19 protein-coding genes and 1 pseudogene are annotated in these 26,568 nt (G+C 39.6%); 6 read left to right on the top strand and 14 right to left on the bottom strand.

Features of this window, described 5'->3' with window-relative positions; translation table 11 throughout:
* Positions 1 to 72: 72 nt before the first annotated feature.
* The 5 genes from AC012T_RS04655 to AC012T_RS04635 form a co-directional block, all read right to left on the bottom strand.
* Positions 73 to 390 carry a hypothetical protein gene (locus tag AC012T_RS04655; RefSeq protein ID WP_487063526.1) on the bottom strand — a complete coding sequence of 106 codons (318 nt, stop codon included), beginning with the start codon at positions 388 to 390 and terminating at the stop codon, positions 73 to 75.
* Between the two features lie 25 nt (positions 391 to 415).
* The gene (locus tag AC012T_RS04650; protein WP_487063524.1) at positions 416 to 2,584 is read right to left on the bottom strand and encodes a peptidase domain-containing ABC transporter; all 2,169 of its coding nucleotides are present in this window, start codon (positions 2,582 to 2,584) and stop codon (positions 416 to 418) included.
* 159 nt (positions 2,585 to 2,743) lie between these two features.
* Positions 2,744 to 4,252, bottom strand: a complete 1,509-nt coding sequence (locus AC012T_RS04645; RefSeq protein ID WP_487063522.1) for an HlyD family secretion protein — start codon at positions 4,250 to 4,252, stop codon at positions 2,744 to 2,746.
* Positions 4,253 to 4,977: 725 nt separating this feature from the next.
* Positions 4,978 to 5,334: a CTB family bacteriocin gene (locus AC012T_RS04640; RefSeq protein ID WP_487063520.1), complete on the bottom strand. Its 357-nt coding sequence runs from the start codon at positions 5,332 to 5,334 to the stop codon at positions 4,978 to 4,980.
* Positions 5,335 to 5,847: 513 nt separating this feature from the next.
* Positions 5,848 to 6,552, bottom strand: coding sequence for a diacylglycerol/polyprenol kinase family protein (locus AC012T_RS04635; protein ID WP_487063518.1), 705 nt, complete (start codon positions 6,550 to 6,552; stop codon positions 5,848 to 5,850).
* Between the two features lie 55 nt (positions 6,553 to 6,607).
* On the opposite strand from AC012T_RS04635, the gene yidD reads away from it, so the two are divergent.
* From yidD to AC012T_RS04605, 6 genes are all read left to right on the top strand, one after another.
* A complete protein-coding gene (yidD, locus tag AC012T_RS04630; protein WP_487063516.1) occupies positions 6,608 to 6,853 on the top strand; it encodes a membrane protein insertion efficiency factor YidD in 246 nt (81 codons plus the stop codon).
* Between the two features lie 30 nt (positions 6,854 to 6,883).
* Positions 6,884 to 7,588, top strand: coding sequence for a M15 family metallopeptidase (locus AC012T_RS04625; protein WP_487063514.1), 705 nt, complete (start codon positions 6,884 to 6,886; stop codon positions 7,586 to 7,588).
* A 165-nt stretch (positions 7,589 to 7,753) separates the two neighbouring features.
* The gene (locus AC012T_RS04620; protein WP_487063512.1) at positions 7,754 to 8,077 is read left to right on the top strand and encodes a DUF6825 family protein; all 324 of its coding nucleotides are present in this window, start codon (positions 7,754 to 7,756) and stop codon (positions 8,075 to 8,077) included.
* 285 nt (positions 8,078 to 8,362) lie between these two features.
* Positions 8,363 to 10,048, top strand: coding sequence for an ABC1 kinase family protein (locus AC012T_RS04615; RefSeq protein ID WP_487066440.1), 1,686 nt, complete (start codon positions 8,363 to 8,365; stop codon positions 10,046 to 10,048).
* Between the two features lie 17 nt (positions 10,049 to 10,065).
* A complete protein-coding gene (locus AC012T_RS04610; protein WP_487063510.1) occupies positions 10,066 to 10,800 on the top strand; it encodes a Stp1/IreP family PP2C-type Ser/Thr phosphatase in 735 nt (244 codons plus the stop codon).
* Positions 10,801 to 11,482: 682 nt separating this feature from the next.
* Positions 11,483 to 11,680, top strand: coding sequence for an NblA/ycf18 family protein (locus AC012T_RS04605; protein ID WP_015212684.1), 198 nt, complete (start codon positions 11,483 to 11,485; stop codon positions 11,678 to 11,680).
* A 465-nt stretch (positions 11,681 to 12,145) separates the two neighbouring features.
* On the opposite strand, the pseudogene AC012T_RS04600 reads toward AC012T_RS04605, so the two are convergent.
* The 9 genes and pseudogenes from AC012T_RS04600 to priA form a co-directional block, all read right to left on the bottom strand.
* Positions 12,146 to 13,763 (bottom strand): annotated as a pseudogene (locus AC012T_RS04600) (serine/threonine-protein kinase).
* A gap of 415 nt (positions 13,764 to 14,178) precedes the next feature.
* Positions 14,179 to 14,625, bottom strand: a complete 447-nt coding sequence (locus tag AC012T_RS04595; RefSeq protein WP_438893137.1) for a hypothetical protein — start codon at positions 14,623 to 14,625, stop codon at positions 14,179 to 14,181.
* 65 nt (positions 14,626 to 14,690) lie between these two features.
* A complete protein-coding gene (locus tag AC012T_RS04590) occupies positions 14,691 to 15,869 on the bottom strand; it encodes an anhydro-N-acetylmuramic acid kinase (protein ID WP_487063508.1) in 1,179 nt (392 codons plus the stop codon).
* A gap of 84 nt (positions 15,870 to 15,953) precedes the next feature.
* Entirely contained in the window at positions 15,954 to 17,063 is a 1,110-nt protein-coding gene (locus tag AC012T_RS04585; protein WP_487063506.1) for a universal stress protein, read from the bottom strand.
* 155 nt (positions 17,064 to 17,218) lie between these two features.
* Entirely contained in the window at positions 17,219 to 17,818 is a 600-nt protein-coding gene (gene kdpC / locus AC012T_RS04580) for a K(+)-transporting ATPase subunit C (protein ID WP_487063504.1), read from the bottom strand.
* 67 nt (positions 17,819 to 17,885) lie between these two features.
* The gene (gene kdpB, locus AC012T_RS04575) at positions 17,886 to 20,015 is read right to left on the bottom strand and encodes a potassium-transporting ATPase subunit KdpB (RefSeq protein ID WP_487063502.1); all 2,130 of its coding nucleotides are present in this window, start codon (positions 20,013 to 20,015) and stop codon (positions 17,886 to 17,888) included.
* Positions 20,016 to 20,332: 317 nt separating this feature from the next.
* Positions 20,333 to 22,018, bottom strand: coding sequence for a potassium-transporting ATPase subunit KdpA (kdpA, locus tag AC012T_RS04570; protein WP_487063500.1), 1,686 nt, complete (start codon positions 22,016 to 22,018; stop codon positions 20,333 to 20,335).
* Positions 22,019 to 22,650: 632 nt separating this feature from the next.
* Positions 22,651 to 23,913, bottom strand: coding sequence for an FAD-dependent oxidoreductase (locus tag AC012T_RS04565; RefSeq protein ID WP_487063498.1), 1,263 nt, complete (start codon positions 23,911 to 23,913; stop codon positions 22,651 to 22,653).
* Positions 23,914 to 23,987: 74 nt separating this feature from the next.
* Positions 23,988 to 26,531, bottom strand: a complete 2,544-nt coding sequence (gene priA, locus AC012T_RS04560; protein ID WP_487066438.1) for a primosomal protein N' — start codon at positions 26,529 to 26,531, stop codon at positions 23,988 to 23,990.
* Between the last annotated feature and the right edge of the window lie 37 nt (positions 26,532 to 26,568).

The raw sequence follows: 26,568 nt of genomic DNA, 5'->3' as shown, positions 1-26,568 counted from the left end.
GCAGACAAAAAATGTAGAGAAAGAAATAATTGTATCTCTACAAAAAGATGTTTAAATTCAAACCCAGCTATGTCATGAAAATAACTTATTTAAAAAATTTGGTGATAAATTACTTTCTTTCTCACCACTAGGACTAATTTTGAATAACCCGAAAGTTAAAGAAATTCCTATGGTGACTTGAGATAATTTATATTTAGTACTTTCTGAAGTAGAATCACCTGTTGCGAGAGTTAAATCACTATTACCTTCGGTTTCGATATCAGTTATTTGGAAGAATAAATTAGTTTCACCTAAAATAGGAGATATTTGCCCTCCAACTAGAGATTCCTGTTCTGTTTCAGAAAGATATCTAAATAATTGAGGACGATTAAAATTAGTAGTTGCAGACATATTACTCCTCACACAAATAAGACGGTTATATAGTTAAAAACTGCAAATGTTCTCCTGGTTGAGAAAGAAAACTTTCTAAGCTACCTTCAAGTTTGATTTGACCTTTATCTATGAGTACAATCCAATCAGCGCGATTAATGACACTGGGACGATGGGTAATTAAAATTGTGGTTTTGTCTTTTCTATATTCCAAGAGACGATCTAGGACATGAGCTTCACTTACTGGATCGAGTCCTCCGGTAGCTTCATCTAAAATCAGTATAGGTGGATTTGTGAGAATTCCGCGTGCGATCGCTAATCTTTGTCTTTGTCCCCCAGAAAGATTAGCCCCAAACTCCCCTAACACAGTTTGATACTTATTCGGTAATTGACTGATAAACTCATCTGCATCAGCTATATCACAAGCTTGAACAATTTGCTCAAAGGAAATAGAAGGAGTTCCTAGACGGAAATTTTCCAAAATTGAACGACTCCAAAAATGAGGTTCTTGGGGTACATAAACTATTTGCTGTCGCAAACAATCTAGAGCAATATCTTGGACATTCAAAAAGCCGATGCGGATATTACCAGAATCTGGTTGATATAAACCACCTAATAATTTAGCTAAAGTGCTTTTACCACAGCCTGATTTACCAATTAAAGCAATGACTTTTCCGCCTGGAAGCTTAATTGAAAAATCATTTAATAAGTCAACTCTTCCGGGGTGATGAAATTTGAGATGAGAACAACTAATATCTGCATCACCGGCAATTTTTGCAACTGGCTTTTGACTTCCTCCTACTACTTCTGGTGTAGCATCAATAACTTCTAGCAAACGAGAAACTGCGGTTTGGGAACGAAAATATTCATCGACAAAGCTAACTAATGAGTTAATTAACGCTAAAACATTGACTTGTAAAGCGTTAAAGGCTAACATTTGACCGATACTTAAATTACCTTGTATTACTAAAAGACTTCCTAAGCCTAACAACAAGACAGTACCAATTGTAGATAGGAGTCTGGCAATAGTACCATTGATAATTCCTAATTGAACTGTGCTGAAAGCAAGATTTGCAAGACGACCAAAACGACTTTGAAATTCATCCCAAAATTGAGGAGCAGCATTTGTTGTTTTGATTACCTGTGCGCCTTTAAATGTTTCTACTAAAACACCTTGATTCTCTGCTCCTAAAACCAAGAGACTACGGGTTTTTTGTTGAAGAAGAGGTAAAAAAGGGAGGGTAGCTAAAGTCATTAAGACAGCGACAAAAATGACTGCTGCTGTCAATTGCCAACTGTAAAATAACATTAAGCAAAAAGAAATTACAGCAATAAAAAACTGGCTAGGTAAAACGATGACAATCTGGGATACTAGCTGGTTAATTTCATTAATATCTCGTAGTCGGCTGGTGATTTCACCACTCCGACGAGACTCATAATAACTTAAGGGTAATTGGAGAAGTTTACGCCCAAATTCTAGGACTAAACCTAATTGTAATCTTTGTCCAAAATGAGAAATCATTAATGATTGAAATACTTGCAACCCTCCACTAAATAAACTCATGACGACAACTGCGGAAACGACAACCGTAAGTAACTGTACATCTCCACGAACTAATACATCGTCTGTGAGCAGTTGAATTAAAACAGGAGTTCCCAGTGCTAGTACACCTAGGACGATATTGATCATTAAGACCTGAGTTAGCAAGCCACGATAGGGTAAAAGTCGGCGAAAAAAGCGACTTAGACCACCTTTTGATTCTTCTTGGGGCAGATCAAAAAAGCGGTCTGGATCTGGCTCTAGTAAGAGCATGACCCCATTCCAAGCATTTGCTAATTCTTGTCGGCTAACATAGCGGAGTCCTACTGCTGGATCAGCAATGGCATATTTTTTACCACGTTTGCCATATAACACTACCCAGTGGTAGCCTTGCCAATGAATAATTGCAGGTAATGTAATTTCTGTGATTCTGTCTATAATCTCTGGGGAAGCTTTGACTGCTCTAGCATTTAAACCGAGATTTTCTGAACCACGTTTTAAACCGAGTAAGGTTGTGCCTAATTGTCCAGTACCGACTGCTTCCCGACTTTTAATCATGCTGAGGAAGCGTCCATAATGTTTGGAAATTGAAACAAGACAAGCGGCTCCGCAGTCTTCTTCACTTAGTTGTAAAGTACACTGATACTTTTTATGAGGTTTTAAGATATCTAACATGGATGCCAGACCTATAAAAGAAGGAGTTCAGGAGGTGGGATTGAGATCGAGAAACTCAAGATTATTGATTCAAATTTAATAAGATTGGTAGAAATATTGGGTTGCGCTGTTGCTTAACCCAACCTACGCTTTTAACCAATTTTCAAAGAAGGTGTGGAATTATAAATTGGTGATGAGTTTGCTTTTTCTGAGGATAAATTGCATGACGCTTTCTTGACGGGAAATAATATCAGCGCGGCCTTCCATACCAGATTTAAGATGACACAAGCGATCACTCTGACCGAGATATAGGGTTTCTGGTTCGATATTGACTTCGTAAGTAGCTACCTGGGATGTACCAGCAATGGGGTTATTTGGTGTAGTTGCTACAGCATCTGCTGCTACTGTTTTCACTGTCCCTTTGAGAGTTCCATAGTCTGGATAGGGACAAGCTGAAACCTGCATCTGCACAGCTTGACCTACTTCCACTTTGTCGATATCTTTAGCAGAAACGTGAGCTTTGATGATTAAAGGAGCATCAAGGGGAGCAATTTGAGCAAGAGCTTCACTTATTTGTACCCCCTGTCCAGGGTTGCGGAGTTTGAGTTGCATCAGTGTGCCGGTAATTGGTGCGCGAATCACACTTTTTTTCAACTCATTTTCTAGTTGTAGTAGTTCTTGACGACTACGAATCAGTTGCTTTTGCAGTTCTAGACGCTGTTGGAATAATGTTTCTCGTTCTTTTTGTAAAGCTGCTAAAGTGCCTTTGCCTCTGGCCTGTTCTTGCTTAATTCGTTCCGAGGCTACGGTTACAGATGCATCACTGGGGTTAAGGGAGATTTTAGCCTTTTCTAAGTTAATTCTGGCTAATTTAACAGCTTGTTCCTTTTCCTCTAGGAGATTTTTGGCATTAGCTTTAGATTCTGCTAATTTAGCCTGAGCAGATTTAACACCTTGTTGTTTTTCCTCCACTAGATTCCGAGAGACTGCTCCTGATGCAGCTATACTCTGCAAGCGATCGCGCTGCAATTTAGCCAGCTTTAAGGCAGCTTCTGCTTCTTGGACAGTTGCTGTTAATAATTTATCTCTTTTTAATCTTGCTAATTGCTCTTGAGCCAACTGTAAACCAAATTCTGACTGCGCCATTTCCGCATTAGCTTTAATTTGCTGATCCAAATAGTTGCGTTCAGTCCCACTTAACTCAGCTTGTGCAGCTATGATGGTGCGGTTAATTAAACTGGTTTGAGCCGCTATTTGCGTATTAACTTGGCTGACTTGAGTATCAATTTGTAGCAGTTGTAATTGATTTTGCTGAATACTATTTTGGAGTTGACTTTTTTGAGATTGAAGTTGGGAATCATCAATGTAAGCGATCGCATCTCCCTGATTTACAACCTGATTTTCTTGAGCTTGAATTTTTTCTACAGTTCCAGTCATAGCAGACTCCACTAACCGTAATTCTCCTAACGGTCTGATCGTGGCCGGAACTTTGACTGTGACATTGTAATTTAGGACATGAGTGAGACTCACAGCAATTACAAAGATAGCAATCATCACTCCCCCACCAATATTGATCCATTTACCAATATGGGGAAGAAACTCATTAGCTTCTAGTAAAGGTAGATCCTCTGGAGTCGGTTCATTTAACCGATACCAAGAATTGTTTTCTTCGCGCTGTAACGAGTTCACGGCATTGCACCTTATATTAGGACTAACATATTCTGTTCTCAGATTTAAATTGCAAATATTATGCAACAAAAAAGTAACTATCTCAGGTAATAAATCAGGTCAAATAAAAACCAGTGAATATCTATATTCAGATTATTCATATTCTGAAAACTAATTAAATGAATCGTTTATAATTAAATGAAGGGGTAGAGAAAGTTATTCCAGAGCATTGGAAATCATCTTTCTCAAATCTTCAACGCAGACAATGCGTTAAGAAAATGGAGGGGAACGCTCAAACTCTCTCAAAGTCCTCACTTACGTTGAGCGAGTTATTATTATCTCCTCTAACCCCTTTTTGTATCCAAAACAAGACAGTCTCACAATTTAATCACGATTGCATCAGGGCTTCAACCCGATAGACTATCTTCTCTATCAAATGATTAATTGAGCGGAAACAATTTTTAGCCTGATTTGCATTTGCACAAATAAAGATTCCAGAGACTGACTCAATCATGCAGTCCTCCCATCAGCATCCGGCCAGATGAATTGGGTTATGCATTCATTGAAGATGGCAGGAAAACTCTGGAATCTATGTTTGTTTTTAGCTTCCAATCCAAATAAACTTCAACTGACTAGTGCAAACTAGTTTAAAAGTTGATAAATCATCATTTTTCCCTAATTGCACTAGTTGAATCCTGCTTTGAAGTCTTTGAAATAGAGCAACTTCTAGCCTTGGCAGCCTATATCTATAATGTCACTCCAGACTGACTGAAATCTCCTTCATTGCCAGTTAGAGGGGTAACAGCTGGTATTCCTCCACCTCCTTCAGTTGGTAGTGTTGCTTGACCTAAAGGTCCGATACCAAGAGGAATATCTCCACCCAAGCCTAAGAAATCTTGTGCCGCAGTTAGTATGGTATTAGCTCGACCTGCTGAGGTAGCAGTGCTACCTTGTGGGCCTGAAGTACTTGTTCCCATTAAAGCTGATCCTCTGTTGCCGTAATTACTAGCAGCTAGTTCAAAGTCAGCCCCACCAGTTACAATCTCTTGTTGTTGATCAGATAATGCAATCAGCAAATTGGAAGCGTTGATTTGAGTAGACATAATTCTTAGCCTCACTTACGAAATTGGGTGTTTGACCACCTAACAACCCAACTATAAGCATTATTTCCTAATAATTCATAAACCTAAGGTTAGAAAGTCAAGGTTATAGTTTTACTTCTCAAAGTAGATATAAAATCTTTTAATTTTTACAGATATATGAATATTCTTAGAGTGGGTATTAACGATATTGGATGTTATTAAAGAGATTTGCCAACTTAAGATACAAATTGACTCTTTTTACTGACCAAAGCTAATACCAAATTTCAGAACAGCTAAATCTATGCAATTAGAAAATATAGTGGTTTTCGATCAGATACAATACAATCGACCCCAGGGAAACTCTGCCCCTACAGATGTTGCCATTGAAAACGGGTTTAATCTCTTACAAAACAGGACTTACGCAAAATCATAAAGAACCGTATCGCAAAGTACACCTGCCCCGGAGGCATTCTCGTAGGGTAAGAAAGAGGGTGGTAGAGAATTTTTATGTAAGTCCTAAAAAATATGGATAATTCAATTCAATACTAATAGCTTAATTAACATATAAGCTGCTGCTGCACTACCTAAAGGAACTGTTAAATTATCAATACCCAAAAATGAAAAAGCTTCTAAAACTGTAGCTATGATGGCTACTGCTAAAGAAATTACCCAAGTTTGCCAGATATTTCCTTGTATTGCCAGTAAAATAACAATAGTAACCAAGCAGCTAACCACAGTCATTGTTAAGGAACCTTCCCAACTTTTTTGTGAGCCAAAGAGTATATATTTGTGTTTACCAAATCTCTGTCCAATTAAAGCTGCTAATCCGTCTCCCCAAGCCATAATCATAATTCCTAGTGCAGCATACTGGGGTTGCTCTAAATACCAAAAATAAGCAATTAAAATACCGATACTAAGAGCATAAAAAAATGTTCCTAAACTTTGGCGGCCAACGCTATTAATTCCCGGCAAAATTGGGAATATATAGGACAATAAGGTGATGGCACAGCCTAAAATTGCAGATGTAATCCCGATTATGGGGGGGATATTTAGCCACCAAGCAATCAAGATGACGTTACCAATGCCAATATGAGCTATTTTGCGGATAAGTTCGGGTTCACTTTGAGGAGAACGACTAACTCCCCAAGCGGTGAGGATGACTAGTAAAACCCAAGCGGCAGGAGGTAAAATTTGCAGCCATAATGGGTAAATGGATTCTAAACTAAGTAATGTATTCAAGAATGATACAACAAATAAACTTTCATCTTTGATACTACTTTATTAAATTTCAGATATGAAAATATTATTGATTTGGCTAATTAAAGGCTATCGCTTATTCATTTCACCCCTGTTTCCCCCCACTTGTCGTTTTCAACCAACTTGTTCGATGTATGCTATGGAAGCGATTGAACGCTATGGTGTACTACGTGGTGGTTGGATGGGTATTTGGCGGATTTTGCGCTGTCATCCGTTTCATCCAGGTGGTTATGATCCTGTTCCAGAAATAAAGGAAAAGTCTTGCTGTCAACATGAGAAGTAATCTTGGATCTGTTTAATTACTAAAATTTCTATGCGACCTTATCACCAAATCCCAATTATTGAATGTGGTGAACCGTTGATTAAGATTCCCTTAGAACTGTTTGCGCTGGAATCTCCTCATCCTTATGAAAAGTTGGGTGCTACCTATGGGGAATATTCACCTTATTTTCTGCGTCATAGTGTGATTGAAAGTTTGATCAAGGCACAAAATTATTTACAATTGCTGCGTCCTCATTGGCATCTCCAGATATTTGATGCTTATCGCCCGGTGGCTGTGCAGCAGTTTATGGTAGATTACAGTTTTGCGGAAGCTTTGCAGGATAGGGGATTGATTGAGGCAGATTTATCACCCCAGCAAAGGGAAGAAGTTTGGCAAGCGGTTTATGAAATTTGGGCTGTACCCAGTTTAGATCTGAATACTCCCCCTCCTCACAGTACGGGGGCTGCGGTAGATGTGACTCTGGTAGATGATGATGGGGTGGTTGTGGATATGGGTTCACCGATTGATGAGATGTCGGTGCGATCGCACCCTGATTATTATGCTAGTAGTAACCAGCAGTATCATGCTCATCGTCAATTGTTACATGATGTGATGTTAAAAGCAGGATTTCAACGTAATCCCAGAGAATGGTGGCATTTTTCTTTTGGTGATCAAATGTGGGCTTGGTTATGCAATCAATCAAATCCTGATCATTTTACATCCGCACGTTATGGGCGATTTGATCGCAATATGTGAAAATTGCGGATTAACAGAGTAATATTACGCAGTAACATTTCTTGACAAAAATGATATATATGTTTTTATTTGGTTTTTGTGGTTGCAATGCCAATGTTTCAGATAGAAGCATTCCAGCATCCAGGCAAGCTATAATTCTCTTGCGGAGCAACGTTACAAAAATTTATGAGTAATCCCCTTGTGCAAGCCTTTTTTGTAGGCAGAGCAGTAGCTGAAGTCATTAATGAGCGTGTAGAAGTCGCCTTGACTGATGCTTTAAGTGAACTAGGCAAATTTGATGCAGAAGCTAGAGAGCAACTACGCCAATTTACAGATGAAGTTATAACACGAGCTAATCGAGCGGCGGAAACGGCTGGATCTGGAAGAACTCCAGGTACTACCCAAACTAATGCTGGTTCAGTTGACTTACAAGCAGAAATTGATGAATTACGAGCCGAAATTGCCCTCTTAAGAACCGAACTGCAAAAATATCGCACTAGTTCAAAATAAAGAGCAACATAGAGGTAACTAACCAAGTTGCTATCTCGTCAGGGCTGATAACGGGTAATTGGTAATGGGCTGTTTCTAATTACTCATCAGGATTTAAGGATGAATAAGATTAATCTTTTGATCATCCTTATAATCTGAGGAAATTGTATTCCCTCCGGAAGCTTTAGCCATTCCCAATTACCAACTACCCTAAATCGGTTTTTCTTCTATATCAAAAAAATTTTAGGAATCAAAGTGTCTCTTTTTACTGGTAATTCGGTGAATACCCGACGGTACACAAAAAATATGGACAAAGGTTATTCAGATCAGGCATACCGTTGGAATCGGGAAAATTATTCTAGCAAACGGCGCTTTGTAGATATTTGGTCTTTCGTGCTAACGTTAATGTTTAAGCTTTGGCGCTATAACAAAGCTTGGAGTTACTCTGGAGGAATGACAGAGGAGAAGCAAAGCGATAGACGTAAAGCCCAAGCTATCTGGATTCGCAATACGTTTTTAGAATTGGGGCCAACTTTTATTAAGGTTGGGCAATTGTTCTCTACCCGTGCTGACATTTTTCCTAGTGAATATGTTGAAGAACTTTCTAAGTTACAAGACAGAGTTCCAGCATTTAGCTATGAGCAAGTAGAAGCAATTATTGAGCAGGAATTAGGTAAAAAGATTCCTGAACTATTTCATAGTTTTGAACCTGTTCCTTTAGCTGCTGCCAGTTTGGGACAAGTTCACAAGGCTATATTGCATTCTGGGGAATCGGTTGTAGTCAAGGTGCAACGTCCTGGACTCAAAAAGCTATTTGAAATTGATTTACAAATTCTTAAGGGTATTGCCCGCTATTTTCAAAATCATCCCAAATGGGGCAGGGGAAGGGATTGGATTGGAATTTATGAAGAATGTTGTCGCATTCTATGGGAAGAAATTGATTATCTCAATGAAGGTCGCAACGCTGATACTTTTCGCCGGAATTTTCGGGATTACGACTGGGTAAATGTGCCACGAGTTTACTGGCGTTATGCTACTTCTAGAGTAATTACTTTGGAGTATTTACCTGGGATTAAAATTAGTCAGTATGAAACTTTGGAAGCTGCGGGTGTGGATCGGAAAGCGATCGCTCGTTATGGCGCTCAAGCTTACCTACATCAGCTACTAAATAATGGTTTCTTCCACGCTGATCCCCACCCTGGTAATCTCGCAGTTAGCCCAAATGGGGCTTTGATTTTCTACGATTTTGGCATGATGGGGACGATTAAATCCAATGTACGAGAGGGTTTAATGCAAACCCTGTTTGGCATTGCTCAAAAAGATGGCGATCGCGTGGTTCAGTCTCTTGTTGATTTGGGAGCGATCGCCCCTGTAGATGACATGGGGCCTGTACGGCGTTCGGTTCAGTATATGCTGGATAATTTCATGGATAAGCCCTTTGAAAATCAATCCGTCGCCGCCATTAGTGAAGACCTTTATGAAATAGCTTACAATCAACCATTTAGATTTCCAGCAACTTTTACCTTTGTCATGCGTGCCTTTTCTACCCTAGAGGGGGTAGGCAAGGGCTTAGATCCAGATTTTAATTTTATGGAAGTTGCCCAACCTTATGCAATGCAACTTATGACTGATAACAATGGTTTAGAGGGGAATAGTTTCTTGAATGAGTTAAGTCGTCAAGCCGTACAAGTCAGCAGTACTGCATTCGGATTACCGCGTAGACTAGAAGACACACTCGACAAAATCGAACGTGGAGATATTCGTCTGCGAGTTCGTTCTGTAGAAACAGAAAGACTCATACGCAGACAGAGTAACATTCAACTCGGAATGAGCTATGCTCTTATAATCAGTGGTTTTACAATTGCAGCCACAATTCTCTTGGTTGGCAAGTTTCTGTGGTTAGCAGTTTTCATTGGTTTAATTGCAGCAGCAATATCATTCTTGCTGATTCGTCTGCTTTTGCGCCTTGACCGTTATGATCAAAAGTATTAATTGTTGCTCGAAAATCTATGAAACTGAACTTCACGGGTTGTACCGATCCGGGACTTATTCGTGCTAATAATCAAGATGCTTACTATATAGACCCTGAAGGGCGATTTTTTATAGTTGCTGATGGTATGGGTGGTCATGCCGGAGGTGAAGAAGCAAGCCGCATTGCTACCCAAGAAATTCAGGCTTATTTGGGCGCAAATTGGCAATCTTCAGAATCTGCACAAAAATTATTAGAACAAGCTTTATTAACAGCTAATAAAGCAATTTTGCAAGATCAACAAAATCATCCTGAGCGTTCCGACATGGGGACAACAGCTGTAGTAGTGGTTTTTCCTCCACAAGAACAGCCGTTGTGCGCTCATATCGGAGATTCAAGACTATACCGCTGGCGAGAATCCAAACTGGAGCAAATCACAGAAGATCATACTTGGATCGCCAGAGCCATCAAAATCGGTGATATCTCAGTTGAAGAAGCCAGATTGCATCCCTATCGCCATGTTTTGTCACGTTGTTTGGGGCGTGAAGACTTTAATCATGTTGATATACAAGCATTAGATATCAAAGTTGGCGATCGCTTGCTCTTATGTAGTGATGGACTCACCGAGGAACTGGTTGATCAAAAGATTTCTAGCCATCTCCAAGATACTCCTTGGCTAGATAAAGCCGCCTTTGCTCTAGTCGAAGCAGCAAAAGAGGAAGGTGGACACGACAATATCACCATCGTCCTTGTTGCTGTTGAGGAAAATTCTTAATTTATATTGTCAGTTGCAGGTAATAACTTTAGGCAGAGCCTCTGTGATAGTATTCCCAGTCGGAGACTGGGAAAGAGATAACGGGGTAAATTCATTAACAAAACCATTCAGCTAGAAGGTTTTACTGCTGTAGGGGCGTATTTTAATAGGCCCCTATGATCACTGCTATAAGTTTTTGGTAATAAATTAAATCATCAATTATTGACCAATTACCATTGACAATTGATAAATCGAGTAAATATACTCAGCATTTTGTTCAATTTGAGCATTTTTTCTATTTACAAATTGATAAAAATATCTGTAACCTTTAAATTCATCCGAATTGAGGTTAAATTTATATAATCTGAGTAATTGACATTTTGCACCTCTTACCCTTGCTAGTCCCAACGACAAGGAGATTAACCCAACTTAATCTGGTCTTGCTTTCAAGCACCTGAGTTTGTAAACAGGTCTATTTAGCCAAAATATGCCTGACCAAGCTTGGGTAATGTGCCAGTAGAGTTAAGTGCAGACGACCAAAGCAGAAAAGTTAGACCTAAATGACTGGGCAATTTGTCCAACAATTGTTATCTTTCTTAATTAAAGGCGAACAAACGTTAGGATAGATATCAGCCCAAATATGATCATTTTGGCCTTTCTGTAACCAATATCACTTTTACGAGTTGTTTTTTTGGTTTTAACTATGAATCAACCAATTCAGCTTTCCTTGGAACAACAGTTTAACATCCGCTCATTTGCAACACAAGTTAAGCACATGAGCCATGAACAAGCACAAGACTTTTTAGTTAAGCTCTATGAACAAATGGTTGTCAAGGAGGAAACCTATAAGGAGCTTCTCAAGCATCAGTGGGGATTAGATTCAGGCTCCACTATGGCATAGAGTAAATCTTCTTTTGTCGCAGTGGGCGACCTCCTTCTCTTGCTGGTTTCCACCAGAGGAAAAGAGCTGGGGATGCTGGGGCGTCAACTTCAATCCTTCAAACTTACCTTCTAGAATGCTTAACCTTGACTCAGGAAGTAAATTCACAGTCAAGTCATAGGTTTAAACTTAGTATCACTTAACTCAAAACTTCCCTAAAATGATACTAGTATTTAAAAGTCAGACAAACTTCTAAATTTTGTCTACCTCAAATTACTTTCACCTGTAGAGACATTGTAGCTAGAGCTTGATTCTAATTTGCACTGATAATCATACCAGTCTAAACATAGAGTATCATTAAGGCTGACACTTTATTTATCTAACTATAATTTGCCAAGATAGAAAGCTTTTCTTTACAAAAGTTTACTTTATCTGATTAAATACTTTCCGGTTATTTATAATACTTGTAATATATTCATCTAAAATCTAGCCAGAGAGGTCAAATGGTGAATCTGTATCCATTGTTTGCAGTCTAGCTAAAATCTGCGGTTTAATTTTTTCATACTCTTGTTTAAGAAAAGTTTTACTAACTTGAGCATCGGCAGATGATGTTGATATTTTACTTGCTTCCAACCACTCTTTTAGTCGTTGACATTGGACAGGGGCAATGCTGGAAGGGAGGATATGGGTACAGCGAGTGGGTGTTTCTCGTGCAAAGAACAACAAGCGATAATGACCTGTATGTTGAAGTAAGCGCACAATCTCCTGACCAAAATTGGTTTTGAGATCAACATAATAAGGTAACCATTTAGCTCCATGTTGGCGATTGTAGATAACAGTAATCCACAACAGCATGGGATGGGGAACAGACATGAAAAGAAATTGATTATAGCGAGTACAAACTAAACGCTTTTGAATTTCCTGTTCAGGTAGCATGACCCATAAAGCTGGTAAAACTTCACCATTATTATAAATGGGTTGGGGAAAAACAATATCAGCAATTGGTTTATTTAATGGCCAAGAAGTCGTGCGAGACATATCATCGCTGATTGCTGTTACCCGTAGTTCAGTTTTGATTATTTTTTCGACTACTGGGGCTGGGGGGGGGTACTAATGGAGTAATTGTTGGCTTCTTTTCCGGCTCAATTTGCTGTTTAGCGGTGAAGTTAGGATTGAGTGCAGGCGTATTTTCACTAGCTTTTTTACGTATTTTTTCCTGCTGTTCTACGGATACTAAAACACTGAGAATCTCGTTAATGCTTTGAGGGCGATCGCTTGGTTTTTTTTCTAAACAACTCATTACCAAATCTTCGACCTGCTTTGGTATCCTTAATATAGGATTAACTTCGGCAAAAGTCTTTGGCTTTTGCGATTTATGGATTTGATACCATGCTCCAAAAGAATGATTAGACGGGACTAAGGGCAACTTAGCTGTGAGCATTTCAAACATCATCACACCCAAGCTATAAATATCAGAGCGATTGTCTAGTTCCTTACCCTCAATTTGTTCTGGAGAAGAATAGGCTAGAGTACCCAAATAAAATTTGGTCTGATCGCTATCTGACATAATTAACTTGGCAATTCCGAAGTCTAAGACCTTGACTAGTTCGCCAAAACTATCATCTTGAACCACCAGCATATTGCTAGGCTTAATATCACGATGAATAATTGAGTAGATAGCTCCGTCTACTGGGATGCCATTATGAGCGCACTGTAAACCCAGGCAAATCTGCCTAGACATACTCAAAAATCTAGATAAAGAAAGATTTTGGTCACGGATGACATCGCTGAGGCTTTTTCCTTGCAAATATTCCATCACGTAGTATGGAGTATTATTTTCGTCTACGCCATAGTCCATCACACGGACAATGTGCAGACTTTTTTGACCTAGTAAGGCACAGGTTTTCGCTTCTCGCTCAAAACGTTCTTGCAAACGCATTTTTTCGTTTTGAATAGATATAGCAAGAAACTTGATAGCTACGGGTACACCTCCCAACAAATTATCTTTAGCACGATAAACCCGCCCCATTGCTCCAATACCAATTAACTCTTGGAGCTGGTAGCGTTTGCTGAGTAAGCGACCAGTATTGGGGTCTGCTGGCATAGAAAATTCGGCTCCCATGTTCCAAAATCGTGAATGAAACCTGCCATTTGTAGATTTGTAATTTTTTCAGTTTTGAGAACTGAGCGAACAAACAGTAGGGTACTAATCAAGTTATCAGTTTTTTTATGTATATTTACGGAAAAAAATGATAATTTTGCTAATAATTTTTTGTTTATCTAGAGGATACTTGCGTACAAACTAAGTTTTTTTCAACTGGTATACAAATCCGCTGTTATATTTACTGAATGAAAATGAGGAAACCGGAAATTATCAATCCCTCCTAGTTAATTGTTTGTGACTAAAGATTGATAAGATTCACTTTTTTATAATTAGATTACCTAGTGCATAACCGTGAAAATAACTAGCTGGTGCAAAAAGTTTAAAAAGGTGATCAAGCTTGCCTCTTTTCCTTGTACTAGTTTGGTTGACGCTCTAAACTTGCTTCCATTGTACTGGTCAAAAAATGGCCTGCCAGGATACCGCTAGTGAGGTAGTAATTATCATCAGAAACCTGATGTAGGGTTTCAAACCCGCTGCGACGTTCGCGATCGCCTAGTACCCAGAAACGCTGGACAATGGTATCGGGACAAATCCAGCCTTCACCTTCTACTTGGCCTAAAAGATTATGTTGCAGTAAAAAAGTATATTGGCGGTCGCTATCATGCAGTCTGCCTTTATATTGGCAAGATATTTCTGCGCGATCGCTTCCAGGAAACACCAACTTTGTGGCCATAGAAAACCAGTCATCACGATCCCAAACGACTACAGTCATGCCCTTAAAACAGATTGGCATACTATTTCGTTCCAGCCAACTTCCTTGCATGATCCAGCGCCCTGGTTCTAATAAAAAACTGTGAGTCACCTTTTACATTCCTTGTTTTAATCCAACACTTTGCAATTAGAGCGATTCCATAAAATCAGTTGACGTTATGAAAGACACACAGAAATATTCTGGTGCATTTCTCCTAAAAGCACTTCTTGATCTGCTCCAGTTGCAGTGGGTAAGTTACCGGGAATGCCTAGCTGTCTCCAGTAGGCTAAGACCGCAAATGCGATCGCTTCCTTAAAATTTGCACTTAAGCCTACTTCATCTGTAGTTAAGACTGGTACTGATGCCAACAATAATTCTAACCGATGTTTTAAATAAAGATTCCGACTACCACCGCCACATAAAAATACCCTGTCTGGCATTTGCGGTAAAAAAGTCCGGTAACTGTGAACTATAGAAGTTGCAGTAAGTTCTGTAATTGTCGCCAACACATCTGCGGGGCTGAGTTCGTAGGTTTGGGAATCTTTTAAACAATCCTGTAGATAACTCACACCAAATAATTCCCGACCTGTAGATTTAGGTGGTGGTAAATGAAAATAATCTTGACTCAGCCATCTGTCTACCAATGGATGACAAGGATTACCACTAGCTGCCCAATCGCCATTTTCATCGTAGGTTTTAGCACCATTACTAAAATGATGTACAGCCAAATCCAAAAGACTATTTCCTGGGCCCGTGTCCCAGGCACAAATTTTGTCCAGCCAGTCATCTTGGCGAGGAGGTATATAAGCTACATTACCAATACCACCAATATTTTGAATACAACGCCTTTCTTGGGGATGACTCAGTAAAAAAGCATCAATTCTGGGGACAAGAGGCGCACCATGACCACCAGCTGCAATATCACCCACACGAAAATTGCTGATAGTATGAATACCTGTAACGCGAGCAATGATATCCCCCCGACCGAGTTGTAGACTATAGCCGAGTGATTGGGTTTTCTCCTCTCTGTTTCCCTGTGGTGGTCTATGAAAAACAGTTTGACCGTGGGAGCCAATTAAAGTGGCTGGTGGATGACCTATTTGAATATTTTGGGCAGCTTGGGCAAAAACTAGAGCGATCGCATCATCAATTTCTGCTAATTCTGCCATTGAAATAGGCGCACCGCCACAAATAGCCAAAATTCGGTCTCGGAGTTCAGCGGGGTAAGCGTATGTTTCCCCGGCTAGTAATTCAACTTTTAGATCAAAATCTGTACCGACAATCTCTACTAAGGCAGCATCTATACCATCTACAGAAGTGCCGCTGATTAAACCTATAACGCGAGTCGGATGCATTTACAGAGCTTCTGGTGTGAGTTCAACAGGTAGTTTAACTCAAATATTACCCAGATCAAAGCCAGAAGTTGCCACTATTAGTTTTTAGAATGATGTTTTTTCAGTAGCAATAATATGTAAATCAACATTTTTCAACAAACGTACCAATTTTTGGGTTAAAGAACCTTTAAAGAGGATTTCCCAACGAGAACGCTGACTTTCCCCAATGACTATCTGGGTAATGTGGTATTTTTCCGCAACTTCTGCGATCGCATCGGCAATATTATTACTGCTAACTCTGATAAAAGTACCTGTGAACTCTTTACATAACTTCTCACAAATATCAACGTGTAGACTTTCTTCTTTCGAGAGAAAGCGCTGAGGATCAGCCACAAATAAAACATACATAGGAGCATTCATATAACCAGCCAATCTAGCACCCCGACGCAACAATTGCACCGAATTGGGGTAAGTAGATACACAAACTAAAACCCGTTCGTGAATATTACAGAATTTTTCTGTAGGTATAGAAGCTAACGCATCTTCCTCCACATTATCTGCCACTTCCCGCAAAGCCAATTCTCGCAAAGCAATCAAGTTACGTCTTTGGAAGAAATTATCTAGAGATTGTTGAATTTTTTGAGGTGCATAAATTTTCCCTTCTAGCAACCTTTCTTGTAAAGTTTCCGGTGTAATATCAACTAATACAACCTCATTAGCTTCCTCTAGAATGCGGTCAGGGATTCGCTCACGTACAACTATACCTGTAATTCTGGCAACTAAATCATTGAGACTTTCCAAATGTTGAACATTCATAGTCGAGTAGACATCAATACCCGCTGCTAAAATTACTTCCACATCTTCATAGCGTTTTTCTCTCAAAGAACCAGGAATATTAGTATGGGCGAGTTCGTCGATTAAAACTAGTTGAGGAAAACGATTAATAATTGCCTCCGTATCCATTTCAGGAAACATCAAATCACCTAGAGGCATTAACTGTGGAGGTATAATTTCCAGCCCCTCAGATTTTTGGATCGTCTCCTTACGTCCATGAGTTTCCAATAACCCGATTACAACATCAATTCCTTCCTGTTTTAGCAACTGTCCTTCTTCTAACATTTTGTAGGTTTTACCTACACCGGGAGCCATACCAATAAATATTTTGTGTTTTCCCCGTCGTTTTAAATATAAAGAAGAATTTGCATCAGTTAGCATAATTCGTAATTGTAGAAAATCAATTATAGCGTTTTTCAGTTGAGTGAGATATAAAAACCCCAACCTGCTTATTTTAGGATCTCTATAGGTAATAGGGAACAGTATTGAAAAAGAGTATTACAATATGCCCCTATAGACAATTATTAATTTAATTATTAATTTTGTTGACGGTTCAGTTCTTGCAAATCAAGAGCATAATTTAAACGTAAAACATTAATACCTGGTTCACCAAATATCCCTAAAAATCTTTCATCAGTGTACTTACTAATCAAGGGTATTATTTCATCTTCTTTAATATTTCTTGCCCGTGCTACCCTTGTTAACTGCTGTCGTATCGCTTTCAAAGAAATATGGGGATCTAAACCAGACGCAGACGTGTAAATTAAATCAGGCAAAGGTTGTATATTTTCATCTTGAAGTTGATTAGTTTGTTCTAGAATTCTGTTAGTTAGCTCTGGATTACTAGGAGCAAGATTACTAGCACCAGAGATACCTGTAAGATAAGCTCTTCTTCCTTGGCTATATCTGACAACACTGGGACGACCATGAAAATATTTATCTGATGTAAAAACTTGACCAATTAAAGCTGAACCAATGGGTTTAGCATCTATATTTAAAACAATGCTGCCATTAGCTGAAGAAGGAAAGACAAACTGACCAAATTGTAAAATAGCCAGAGGATAGATAATTGCGGTCAACAACCAAAGTAAAATAGTTATCCGAATGGCGCGGATAGTTTCTTGAATAAATACCATAATGGGTGATTGGTGATTGGTGATTGGTGATTGGTAAAACTCTTCCTCTATTCCCTATTCCTTATTGTTAAGCTAAACCGACAACAGTGATGATCATATCTATAAATTTAATGGCAATAAATGGAGCAATTATTCCACCTAAGCCATAAATTAAAATATTGCGTTGTAGAAGTTGATTAGCTGTCAAAGGTCGAAACTGGACACCCTTTAAGGCCAAAGGAATCAAGATTGGAATAATCAAAGCATTGTAAATCAGTGCCGACAGTACCGCCGAATTAGCACTGGTTAACTTCATAATATTCAAGCTTTCTAGATTAGCAGCTGTAAATATTACTGGGATAATAGCAAAATATTTAGCAATATCATTGGCAATTGAAAATGTTGTCAATGCCCCACGAGTAATCAGCAATTGTTTACCAATACTGACAATATCAATTAGTTTTGTGGGGTCAGAATCCAAATCCACCATATTAGCAGCTTCTTTTGCTGCTTGAGTGCCTGTATTCATTGCCACACCGACATTTGCCTGGGCTAAAGCAGGGGCATCATTAGTCCCATCTCCTGTCATTGCCACCAGTTTACCTTCTGCTTGTTCCCGTTGAATGACGCTGATTTTATCTTCAGGAGTGGCTTCGGCAATGAATTCATCTACTCCCGCTTCTTTGGCAATAACAGATGCTGTGATACGGTTGTCTCCGGTTAGCATAATAGTACGAACTCCCATGCGCCGCAACTGGTCAAAACGTTCGCGGATGCCTGGTTTAATGATGTCTTTGAGATAGATAACACCGTAGATTTCGTTATCTAAACAAACGGCCAAGGGTGTACCTCCTTGTTGAGAGACTTCTTCGTAAGCAGTATCTAGTTCTAGGTTTTCGCGTCCATTCCGCGATGTTCCTGCGGAACCACTTCGTGAACGCACAAATCCTTTAATTGCAGCTACTGAACCTTTGCGGGCTTCATGTCCACTAGGCAGATTAGTCCCACTCATGCAGGTTTTGGCAGAAAATTCTACTCCTTGGGATTTTTTACGGTCTATATCAAATTTTGCCCCAAATTTTTCTGCTAGTCGGATAATAGATTTTCCCTCTGGAGTATCGTCAAAGATACTAGCGGCTAGGGCAACGTTAGCAATTTCTGCCATTGAGTGACCGTTGATGGGTATAAATTGTTCTGCTAAACGATTGCCGAGAGTGATTGTTCCTGTTTTATCGAGAACGAGAGTATTTATATCTCCACAGGCTTCAACTGCCCTGCCTGAGGTGGCTATGACGTTAAATTGAGCTACTCTATCCATACCTGCGATGCCTACTGCATTGAGTAGTCCGCCGATGGTGGTGGGGATGAGTGCTACTAAGAGGGCAATAAGTATGGGTACGCTGATTGGACTGTTTACATAATAGGCAAAGGCTGGCAGAGTTACGACTACAAATAGAAATACGAGGGTAAAAACTGTTAGTAGTGCTGTCAAGGCAATTTCATTAGGTGTTTTACTGCGTTCTGCCCCTTCGACTAATTCAATCATCCGGTCAATAAATCCTTTGCCGGGGTCAGCGGTGATGCGGATAATTAATTCATCGGAGATGATGCGCGTACCACCAGTAACGGAACTAGCAACATCTGAACTTGGTTCTTTGAGGACTGGTGCAGATTCGCCGGTAATTGCTGATTCATCGACGGAAGCGACACCCAGAATTACTTCGCCGTCAGCGGGGATGATATCACCGGCTACGACGTAAACAGTGTCACCTTGTTTGAGGCTGGTAGAAGAGACTTCTGTGATTGTGCCATCAACGACGATTCTTTTGGCTGTTGTTTCTGAACGAGTAGACCGCAATGTGTCGGCTTGGGCTTTTCCTCGTCCTTCTGCCAATGCTTCAGCGAAATTAGCAAACATCACGGTGGAAAACAAAATTCCCGTTAATAAGCCGTTGAAAAGTTGGGGGTTTTTTTGGGTGACGGGTCCAAATAGTGGGGGATAAATTGTGAGGGCTAGGGTGATGATTGTTCCTAACCAGACCACAAACATGACGGGATTTTTGATGGCATATTTGGGGTTGAGTTTGAGAAAGGTATCCCTAATTGCTCTAGTGTAGAGTCCTTTGGTGCTGACTAGGGCTTTTTTGCGTTTTGGACGGCGATCGCTAGGACGAGTCCGGGAAGATTTTGGTCTTGGGGTTGTTGCGGCAAAATTCATATATCAGGTCATTGGTAATTGGTAATTGGTAATTGGTAATTGGTAATTGGTAATTGGTGATTGGTGATTGGTAATTGGGAAAACTTTTACCCAGTCCCCAGTCCCTGACAGGTGTAGGTTTTTTACATTCTCGTGAGGGCAAGACTTGGCAGACAAGGTGGACAAGGTGACAAGGGAGGAAAACCATACAACAATATGTATGTTTCGTATTTGCGTAGAAAATCTTCCTTGTCTACATTCCCTCCTTGTCTTCCCAGTCTTACCTTCACAGACAATATTAAAAACCTACCCTTGTGAAGTCCCTAGTCCCCAGTCCCTTAATTTCCAGAAGCTAGTTTAAAAGCTTCGGCTATGGGGCCTAAAGCTAAAACTGGGAAGAATGTTAGTACTCCTAAGATGATGGTTACGCCAGCGGTGATGCTGGTAAACATGAGAGAATCGGTTTTGAGAGTAGCACGGGTTTCTGGTACTTTTGGTTTGCGGGACATACTATCAGCTAAAAGGAGGATGGCGATAATGGGAATGTAGCGCCCTGCTAAAATACTGAAGCTAGAACTTAAGTTCCACCACAGAGTGTTATCTTTCAACCCTTCTAAGCCAGAACCATTATTTGCTGCGGCTGAGGCGTATTCATAAACTACTTGAGAGATACCGTGAAAGCTGGGGTTGCTGATTCCTGATAGAGATATGGGATATGCTAGAGCGATCGCACTCGGAATCAAAACCAAAATCGGATGAATCAGCAGCACGACGCTGGCCAGCACGATTTCCCTTTGTTCAATTTTGCGTCCAAAAAATTCCGGGGTGCGTCCTACCATTAAGCCGGTTAAAAACACGGTCAGAATTAGGTAAATGAATAGATAAGCTGTTCCTGTTCCCTGTCCTCCCCAAATTATTTGCAAAAATAAATTGAATAAGGTAGAAAATACTCCTTGAGGCATGAGTGAATCATGCATGCCGTTGACAGCACCGCACATGGTAGCAGTAGTGGTGACTGCCCATAATGCAGTTTCTGCCCAGCCAAATCGCAGTTCTTTCCCTTCCAAATTCGGTATTTCGGCGCTCACAATTTTGTTAATCAGGGGATTTCCCTGCATTTCACCAACGGCTGTAATCCAGATCAGAATCACAAAAATGACAAATACCATCCAAAACAGTAACCAAGTTTGTTTGAGGTTGTTGGCAAATACGCCGTAGGTGTAAATTAAGGATGTGGGAATTGAAAGCATGGCGATCATTTCTAATAAATTAGAAGCGCCATTGGGATTTTCAAAGGGATGGGCGGAGTTAGCACCAAAAAAACCACCACCGTTTTCTCCTAACATTTTGATGCTTTCAAAGGAAGCAACTGGTCCTCTAGCAATATATTGGGTTCCTCCTTCTAAGGTTTGGATCGCCAATGTTTGATCTAATGTTTGTGGTACACCTAAGGCGATGAGTGCGATCGCACCGATAATAGACAGAGGTAGTAATATCCTGGTAATGGCACGGGTGAGATCAACATAAAAATTCCCTAACTTCCTCCCCGTTAACCCCCGAATAAAAGCAATTCCTACCGCTAACCCAGTTGCGGCCGAAGTGAACATTAAAAATCCTAAAGCTGCTATTTGGCTAAAGTAGCTTAAAGTCGTTTCCCCGATATAGTGTTGTTGATCTGTATTAGTCAAAAAAGAAATTGTTGTGTGTAGCAATGTATCCCATCTCATCGCCCCAAAACCATTGGGATTCCAGGGCAAAAGTCTTTGATAATGGAGTACTGCATATACAAAAATACCCATAACCAGGTTGCTGCATAATACTGCACGGATATATTGCCAACCTGTCATCTCATCATTTTTACGAACACCCACTAATATATAGAGAATTCTCTCTATCGGGTTCATGATCACATCCAGAATTGTGCTTTCTCCCAAGAAAACCTTAGCTATGTATCTTCCCAATTTGGGAGTAATGAATATGACAATAAGGAGCGTTAACGCAATTTGTAAAAAACCTTGTCCCATATAGTTTTTACTCAATTAAAATGAAGTTCTAGCCTGTCAATTCTGAAAAATAATACTTAAATTACGGGTAAACTTGATTGCTAGTGATTGGATGATCTCTACATATCACCTCAATGTATCAATCTTGATTTACTATATTCTCGATACTTGTGGAAGTTGTTGTTAAGAATATTTCAATTCTACTATTACTCATCTATTTGGCTAGTTATTATTATCTGTTTATACAATACATTCACCAAAATATACTTTCAATAAAATTAAAATATATGATCCTTTTATTACATCATTTACAGCTTAATCGTATAAGTTAATACCGTTTACTCTGCCATATATTAACCAGAGTGAGGTTAGCAGATGATTATATTCTATAATTGCTGAATTTTCGTAAAAATCCTGATCAGTTCACAATATCAAGTTTACCTGTATAAATTTAAGCTAAATCCTTACTCCCGAATTTTCATATTAAAGGTATTCATTGTTACATAATTTTTTATTAATTTATTTGTAACACCAATTCTCTGTAAAGTTGCGCCAAATAAACACCGTAGAGACGAGAATCCCTACCCATGAAACGTCTCTAGAAAGGAAGAAGTAAGAATATGACTAATTTTACATTAGGATTGCTATATTAACTATTTATTAGCAAAAAACTGATCATTCGATTTTTTGACTTTGGATATCCAATTTTGGTTTTTATACAAAATTTCTCTATAGGAAATATCGGCTACGAATACCGCATCAAATATAGGTGGAAAGAAAGTTTTTGGAAATATTTGATGGAGAATTTTTCCTAAACTATTGCGAATAATAAATTCAGTAAATAATTTTTTAGAAGTAGGAAAACAATAGTCACTTAATTCTCGTAATGCAAAAGCATCCGGTTGACGAATAATACTATAATTCTCTAGGGTTAGTGCTAAATTATCAGCATATTCATCTAACAATTTATCCAAAACTACCACATCTTCTAATGCTGAATTACAGCCTTGACCAATAGAAGGAGAAACTGCATGAGCAGCATCACCAATTAATAGAATACTATCACCGTAATGATAGCGATTGCAGCGAACTGTTAAAACTTGTGATATTGGTCTTTGTGAAAATGCTTCAGCTTCATCTTCTGGCATTAGTTGACCAATTTCTGGGAAATTTTCTTTAAAAAACTTAGTTACTTTTTCAGCGTCTGTAAGTTCTGTTATCGGATTTTTAGCATGGGGAAAAAGAATTACACCACTCATTGTTGCATCTGGCTGATGCAGCATTAATACAGCGACACCATCATTTATTCGCCAACTGTGAACCTTGTCTTTTTCTAAATTAATTCCTGGAGTTTGATCTGGATTAGGTAAAAAAATTGATTTGTAAGCATTGGGAACGTAATTTTGTTGACATTCAAATTCTTCTGTGTTGATTAAATGTTCTCTCACCACAGAACGCGCACCATCTGCACCAACTAATAAATCATAATCAATAGTCAATTCAGATTCTATTTCTTCAGCAGAAGTTTCTGGTTTTAGTTTTTGCAAGTTTACTTTTTTAGCTGCAAAATCTACTTGTACACATTGACAGTTAAAGTGAACATTAAGCCGAGTACTATCGTAGTTTTCTAGTAATTTTTCTAACAGTACATTTGCCAAGTTAGTACGGTCTAAAGTTACTAGCGGTTTTTTTCTACTAGTTACCTGAGTTTTACCTTTTTTTCCGTGGAGAATTGTTCCTGTCATTTCCACACTAACTGCTTTAACTGCTTCCTCTAGTCCGGGAATCTGACGTAAAGCATTTACACCCCGTTCACCGAGAGAAATGGGAAAGGTGCGTGTTTTGGAGAAATTTACAGTCTGGGGATCGCTGCGACGTTCATAAATATCAATTTGATATTTTTCATCCCGACGCAATAGGTAATGAGCCAGAAGAACACCACTGGGCCTGCACCGATAATTGCAACTTTTTTAACCATAACTTTGAACTATTACATAATATTGATGGGGTCTACATCTATTGTTAAGCTGATTGAGGGGGGACAAAGCGCTCTAATTTCTTGCCAGTCAGGTAAATTAGGTAATGCCTCATGATCAAATTTGAGCAATATTTGCCAGCGATAACGATTAGCTACGCGTAAAATACTAGCTGGTGCTGGCCCCAATATTTCAAAGCCTTCTTGATCGCTGAAGGTTGTAGCGATGATTTGGGCTGTATTTTGGACTTGAATGGGGTCAAGACTACTCAACCGCAATAAAATTAACCTACCATAAGGGGGATAATTAAGAGCTTCTCTTTGTTCTAATTCTGCATTAGAGAAAGAGTGATAATCATGTTTTTGGACTGCTGCAATGACTGGATGTTCTGGGGTATAAGTTTGCACAATTACCCTGCCTGGATCTTCTCCTCTTCCTGCACGTCCTGCTACTTGGGTAAGGGTTTGAAATGTTCTTTCATTGGCGCGATAGTCTGATAAATGTAGTAACCCATCAGCAGCGACAACACCAACAAGGGTAACTTGGGGTAAGTCTAAACCTTTGGTGAGCATTTGTGTTCCCACTAATAAATCTGCTTCACCGTTTGCAAATTGGGTGAGTAAGTTGCGGTGTGCGCCTTTGTTGCGGGTGGTATCGCTATCAAAGCGAATTAATTTGAGGTTGGGGAATTGGCGGTTTAATTCCTGTGCTACGCGTTGAGTGCCGCTGCCGAAGAACTTTAAATAGGGAGAACTGCATTCTGGACAGTGGGGGGGATGCGATCGCCCATAATTACAATAATGACACCTTAATAATTGCGGCGCACCTTCTTCTACATGGTGATAAGCCAAAGAAACATCACAATGTGGACATTCCAATACATAACCACAACTGCGACAAGAAACAAAAGTGCTATGTCCCCGACGATGAATAAATAAAATTCCCTGCTGTTTCTTTTCCTGTAGCTGTTCTAAAGCTTCTTGTAAAGACCTACTAAATATAGACCGATTTCCCTCCTGTAACTCCCGACGCATATCCACTATTTCCACCGGTGGTAAGGGACGCGAGTTAATCCGTTCAGGAAGAGAAAGATAAATTGTTGATTCCCGAATCATCTCCTGTCCCCCCTCCTCGCTTGCGGGGCTAGGGGGTGGGGTTCCTCCCAGACTCACCCAACTTTCTAAAGAAGGGGTCGCAGAACCCAAAATTAATGGACAATGTTCTAATTCAGCCCGCCATTGGGCGACTGTACGGGCGTGGTAGGTGGGAATGGGGGAATCTTGTTTAAAGCTGCTGTCGTGTTCTTCGTCTAAGATGATCAAGCCCAAGTTGGGTAAAGGGGCAAAAATGGCGCTGCGAGTCCCAATCACTACTTGAGGTTCTCCAGTGAACATTTGTCGCCATGTGTCGTAGCGTTCACCGTCGGAGAGGGCGCTGTGATAAACTTGGACTCGGTTTCCAAATCGAGCGCGAAAACGATCTGTTAGCTGGGGTGTGAGTCCGATTTCGGGAACTAAGACTAAAGCAGATTTACCTTGATTGAGGAGAGGTGCGATCGCTTGCAAATATACTTCCGTTTTTCCTGAACCTGTTACCCCATGTAATAAAACTTGAGCAAATCCATTTAAAGATTGTATTAATTCTAGGGCGTTAGTTTGAGCATTTGTTAAAGATTTTGCCTGATCCCCAGCCATGAGAGGACTTTGTTCTCTGCGTAATATTTCCCGTTCTTCAATTACTATATATTTCTTTTCTACCAAAGTTTTGAGGATAGAAGTACTAGCACTACAAATTTGTAATAATTCACTTTGCCATAATTCTCCACCTTGTCGCCGTAATACTTCAACAATTTCTTTTTGACGTGTGGTTAAATCTCGGTCATTATTATCTATTATTGTTACTGCTTTTTGCAGTTTTGGTTGATTTTGTCTGGGCGGTTCTAAATAGTTTTCTGCTAATCCCAAACGGATTAGTTCACGAATTCCTCGATAGGAAGATTTAACTTTTTGTTGAATATAGTAATAACTGTAGTCACCTGTAGGAGTTTTTTGCAGCAGCGATAAAACTTGTTGCGCTGTGGGTGAAATGAACACTGAAGTATTGCTAGAGACATCTTGATGTCTTCCCAAGGATGTCAAACGCAGACGACGTTGCGATCGCCCTAATAATCCTGGTGGTAAAGCCACCCGAATTACCTGAATTAGCGGCGTATAGTAATAAGTAGCGATGCGATTGAGTAATTCCCAATAGGTGCTAGGGAAAAATTTTCTGCTGACGACATCTTCGACTTCCCGAATTTTCTCTGGTGCTAAATCTGCTGGCGGTTGAGACAAGAAGCGAATAGCGATCGCACCCACTTGTTGCGTCCCAAAAGGAACAGTCAAAATATCCCCTGGTTTGATTTCTAACTGAGGTGGTATTTCGTATGTAAATAGCTCTGAGCTTCCTGGACAATCCACGAGTACTTCAATCCATCTATAAACATTTGTTTTTGATTGGTATGACTCCCCAGGTTCAGCTACGACTACAGAAGACAATTTTACGGTATTAGTATACATCATCCCTAAGTTTTTAGATAGATATTATCGCCATATA

The organism is Anabaena sp. EIM26 (genome assembly GCF_057568715.1).
Note: the sequence above shows the minus strand (reverse complement) of the source record. Positions and strands in the feature narration are given on the sequence as shown.

Bases quoted from the DNA above. Each gene is read 5' to 3' on its own strand.
- AC012T_RS04610 (WP_487063510.1), top strand. From the start codon at position 10,066: ATGAAACTGAACTTCACGGGTTGTACCGATCCGGGACTTATTCGTGCT.
- kdpB (WP_487063502.1), bottom strand. From the start codon at position 20,015: ATGAATTTTGCCGCAACAACCCCAAGACCAAAATCTTCCCGGACTCGT.
- AC012T_RS04585 (WP_487063506.1), bottom strand. From the start codon at position 17,063: ATGCTAACTGATGCAAATTCTTCTTTATATTTAAAACGACGGGGAAAA.
- priA (WP_487066438.1), bottom strand. From the start codon at position 26,531: ATGTATACTAATACCGTAAAATTGTCTTCTGTAGTCGTAGCTGAACCT.
- AC012T_RS04590 (WP_487063508.1), bottom strand. From the start codon at position 15,869: ATGCATCCGACTCGCGTTATAGGTTTAATCAGCGGCACTTCTGTAGAT.
- kdpC (WP_487063504.1), bottom strand. From the start codon at position 17,818: ATGGTATTTATTCAAGAAACTATCCGCGCCATTCGGATAACTATTTTA.
- AC012T_RS04640 (WP_487063520.1), bottom strand. From the start codon at position 5,334: ATGTCTACTCAAATCAACGCTTCCAATTTGCTGATTGCATTATCTGAT.
- AC012T_RS04615 (WP_487066440.1), top strand. From the start codon at position 8,363: ATGGACAAAGGTTATTCAGATCAGGCATACCGTTGGAATCGGGAAAAT.
- AC012T_RS04605 (WP_015212684.1), top strand. From the start codon at position 11,483: ATGAATCAACCAATTCAGCTTTCCTTGGAACAACAGTTTAACATCCGC.
- yidD (WP_487063516.1), top strand. From the start codon at position 6,608: ATGAAAATATTATTGATTTGGCTAATTAAAGGCTATCGCTTATTCATT.
- AC012T_RS04650 (WP_487063524.1), bottom strand. From the start codon at position 2,584: ATGTTAGATATCTTAAAACCTCATAAAAAGTATCAGTGTACTTTACAA.
- AC012T_RS04620 (WP_487063512.1), top strand. From the start codon at position 7,754: ATGAGTAATCCCCTTGTGCAAGCCTTTTTTGTAGGCAGAGCAGTAGCT.
- kdpA (WP_487063500.1), bottom strand. From the start codon at position 22,018: ATGGGACAAGGTTTTTTACAAATTGCGTTAACGCTCCTTATTGTCATA.
- AC012T_RS04655 (WP_487063526.1), bottom strand. From the start codon at position 390: ATGTCTGCAACTACTAATTTTAATCGTCCTCAATTATTTAGATATCTT.
- AC012T_RS04625 (WP_487063514.1), top strand. From the start codon at position 6,884: ATGCGACCTTATCACCAAATCCCAATTATTGAATGTGGTGAACCGTTG.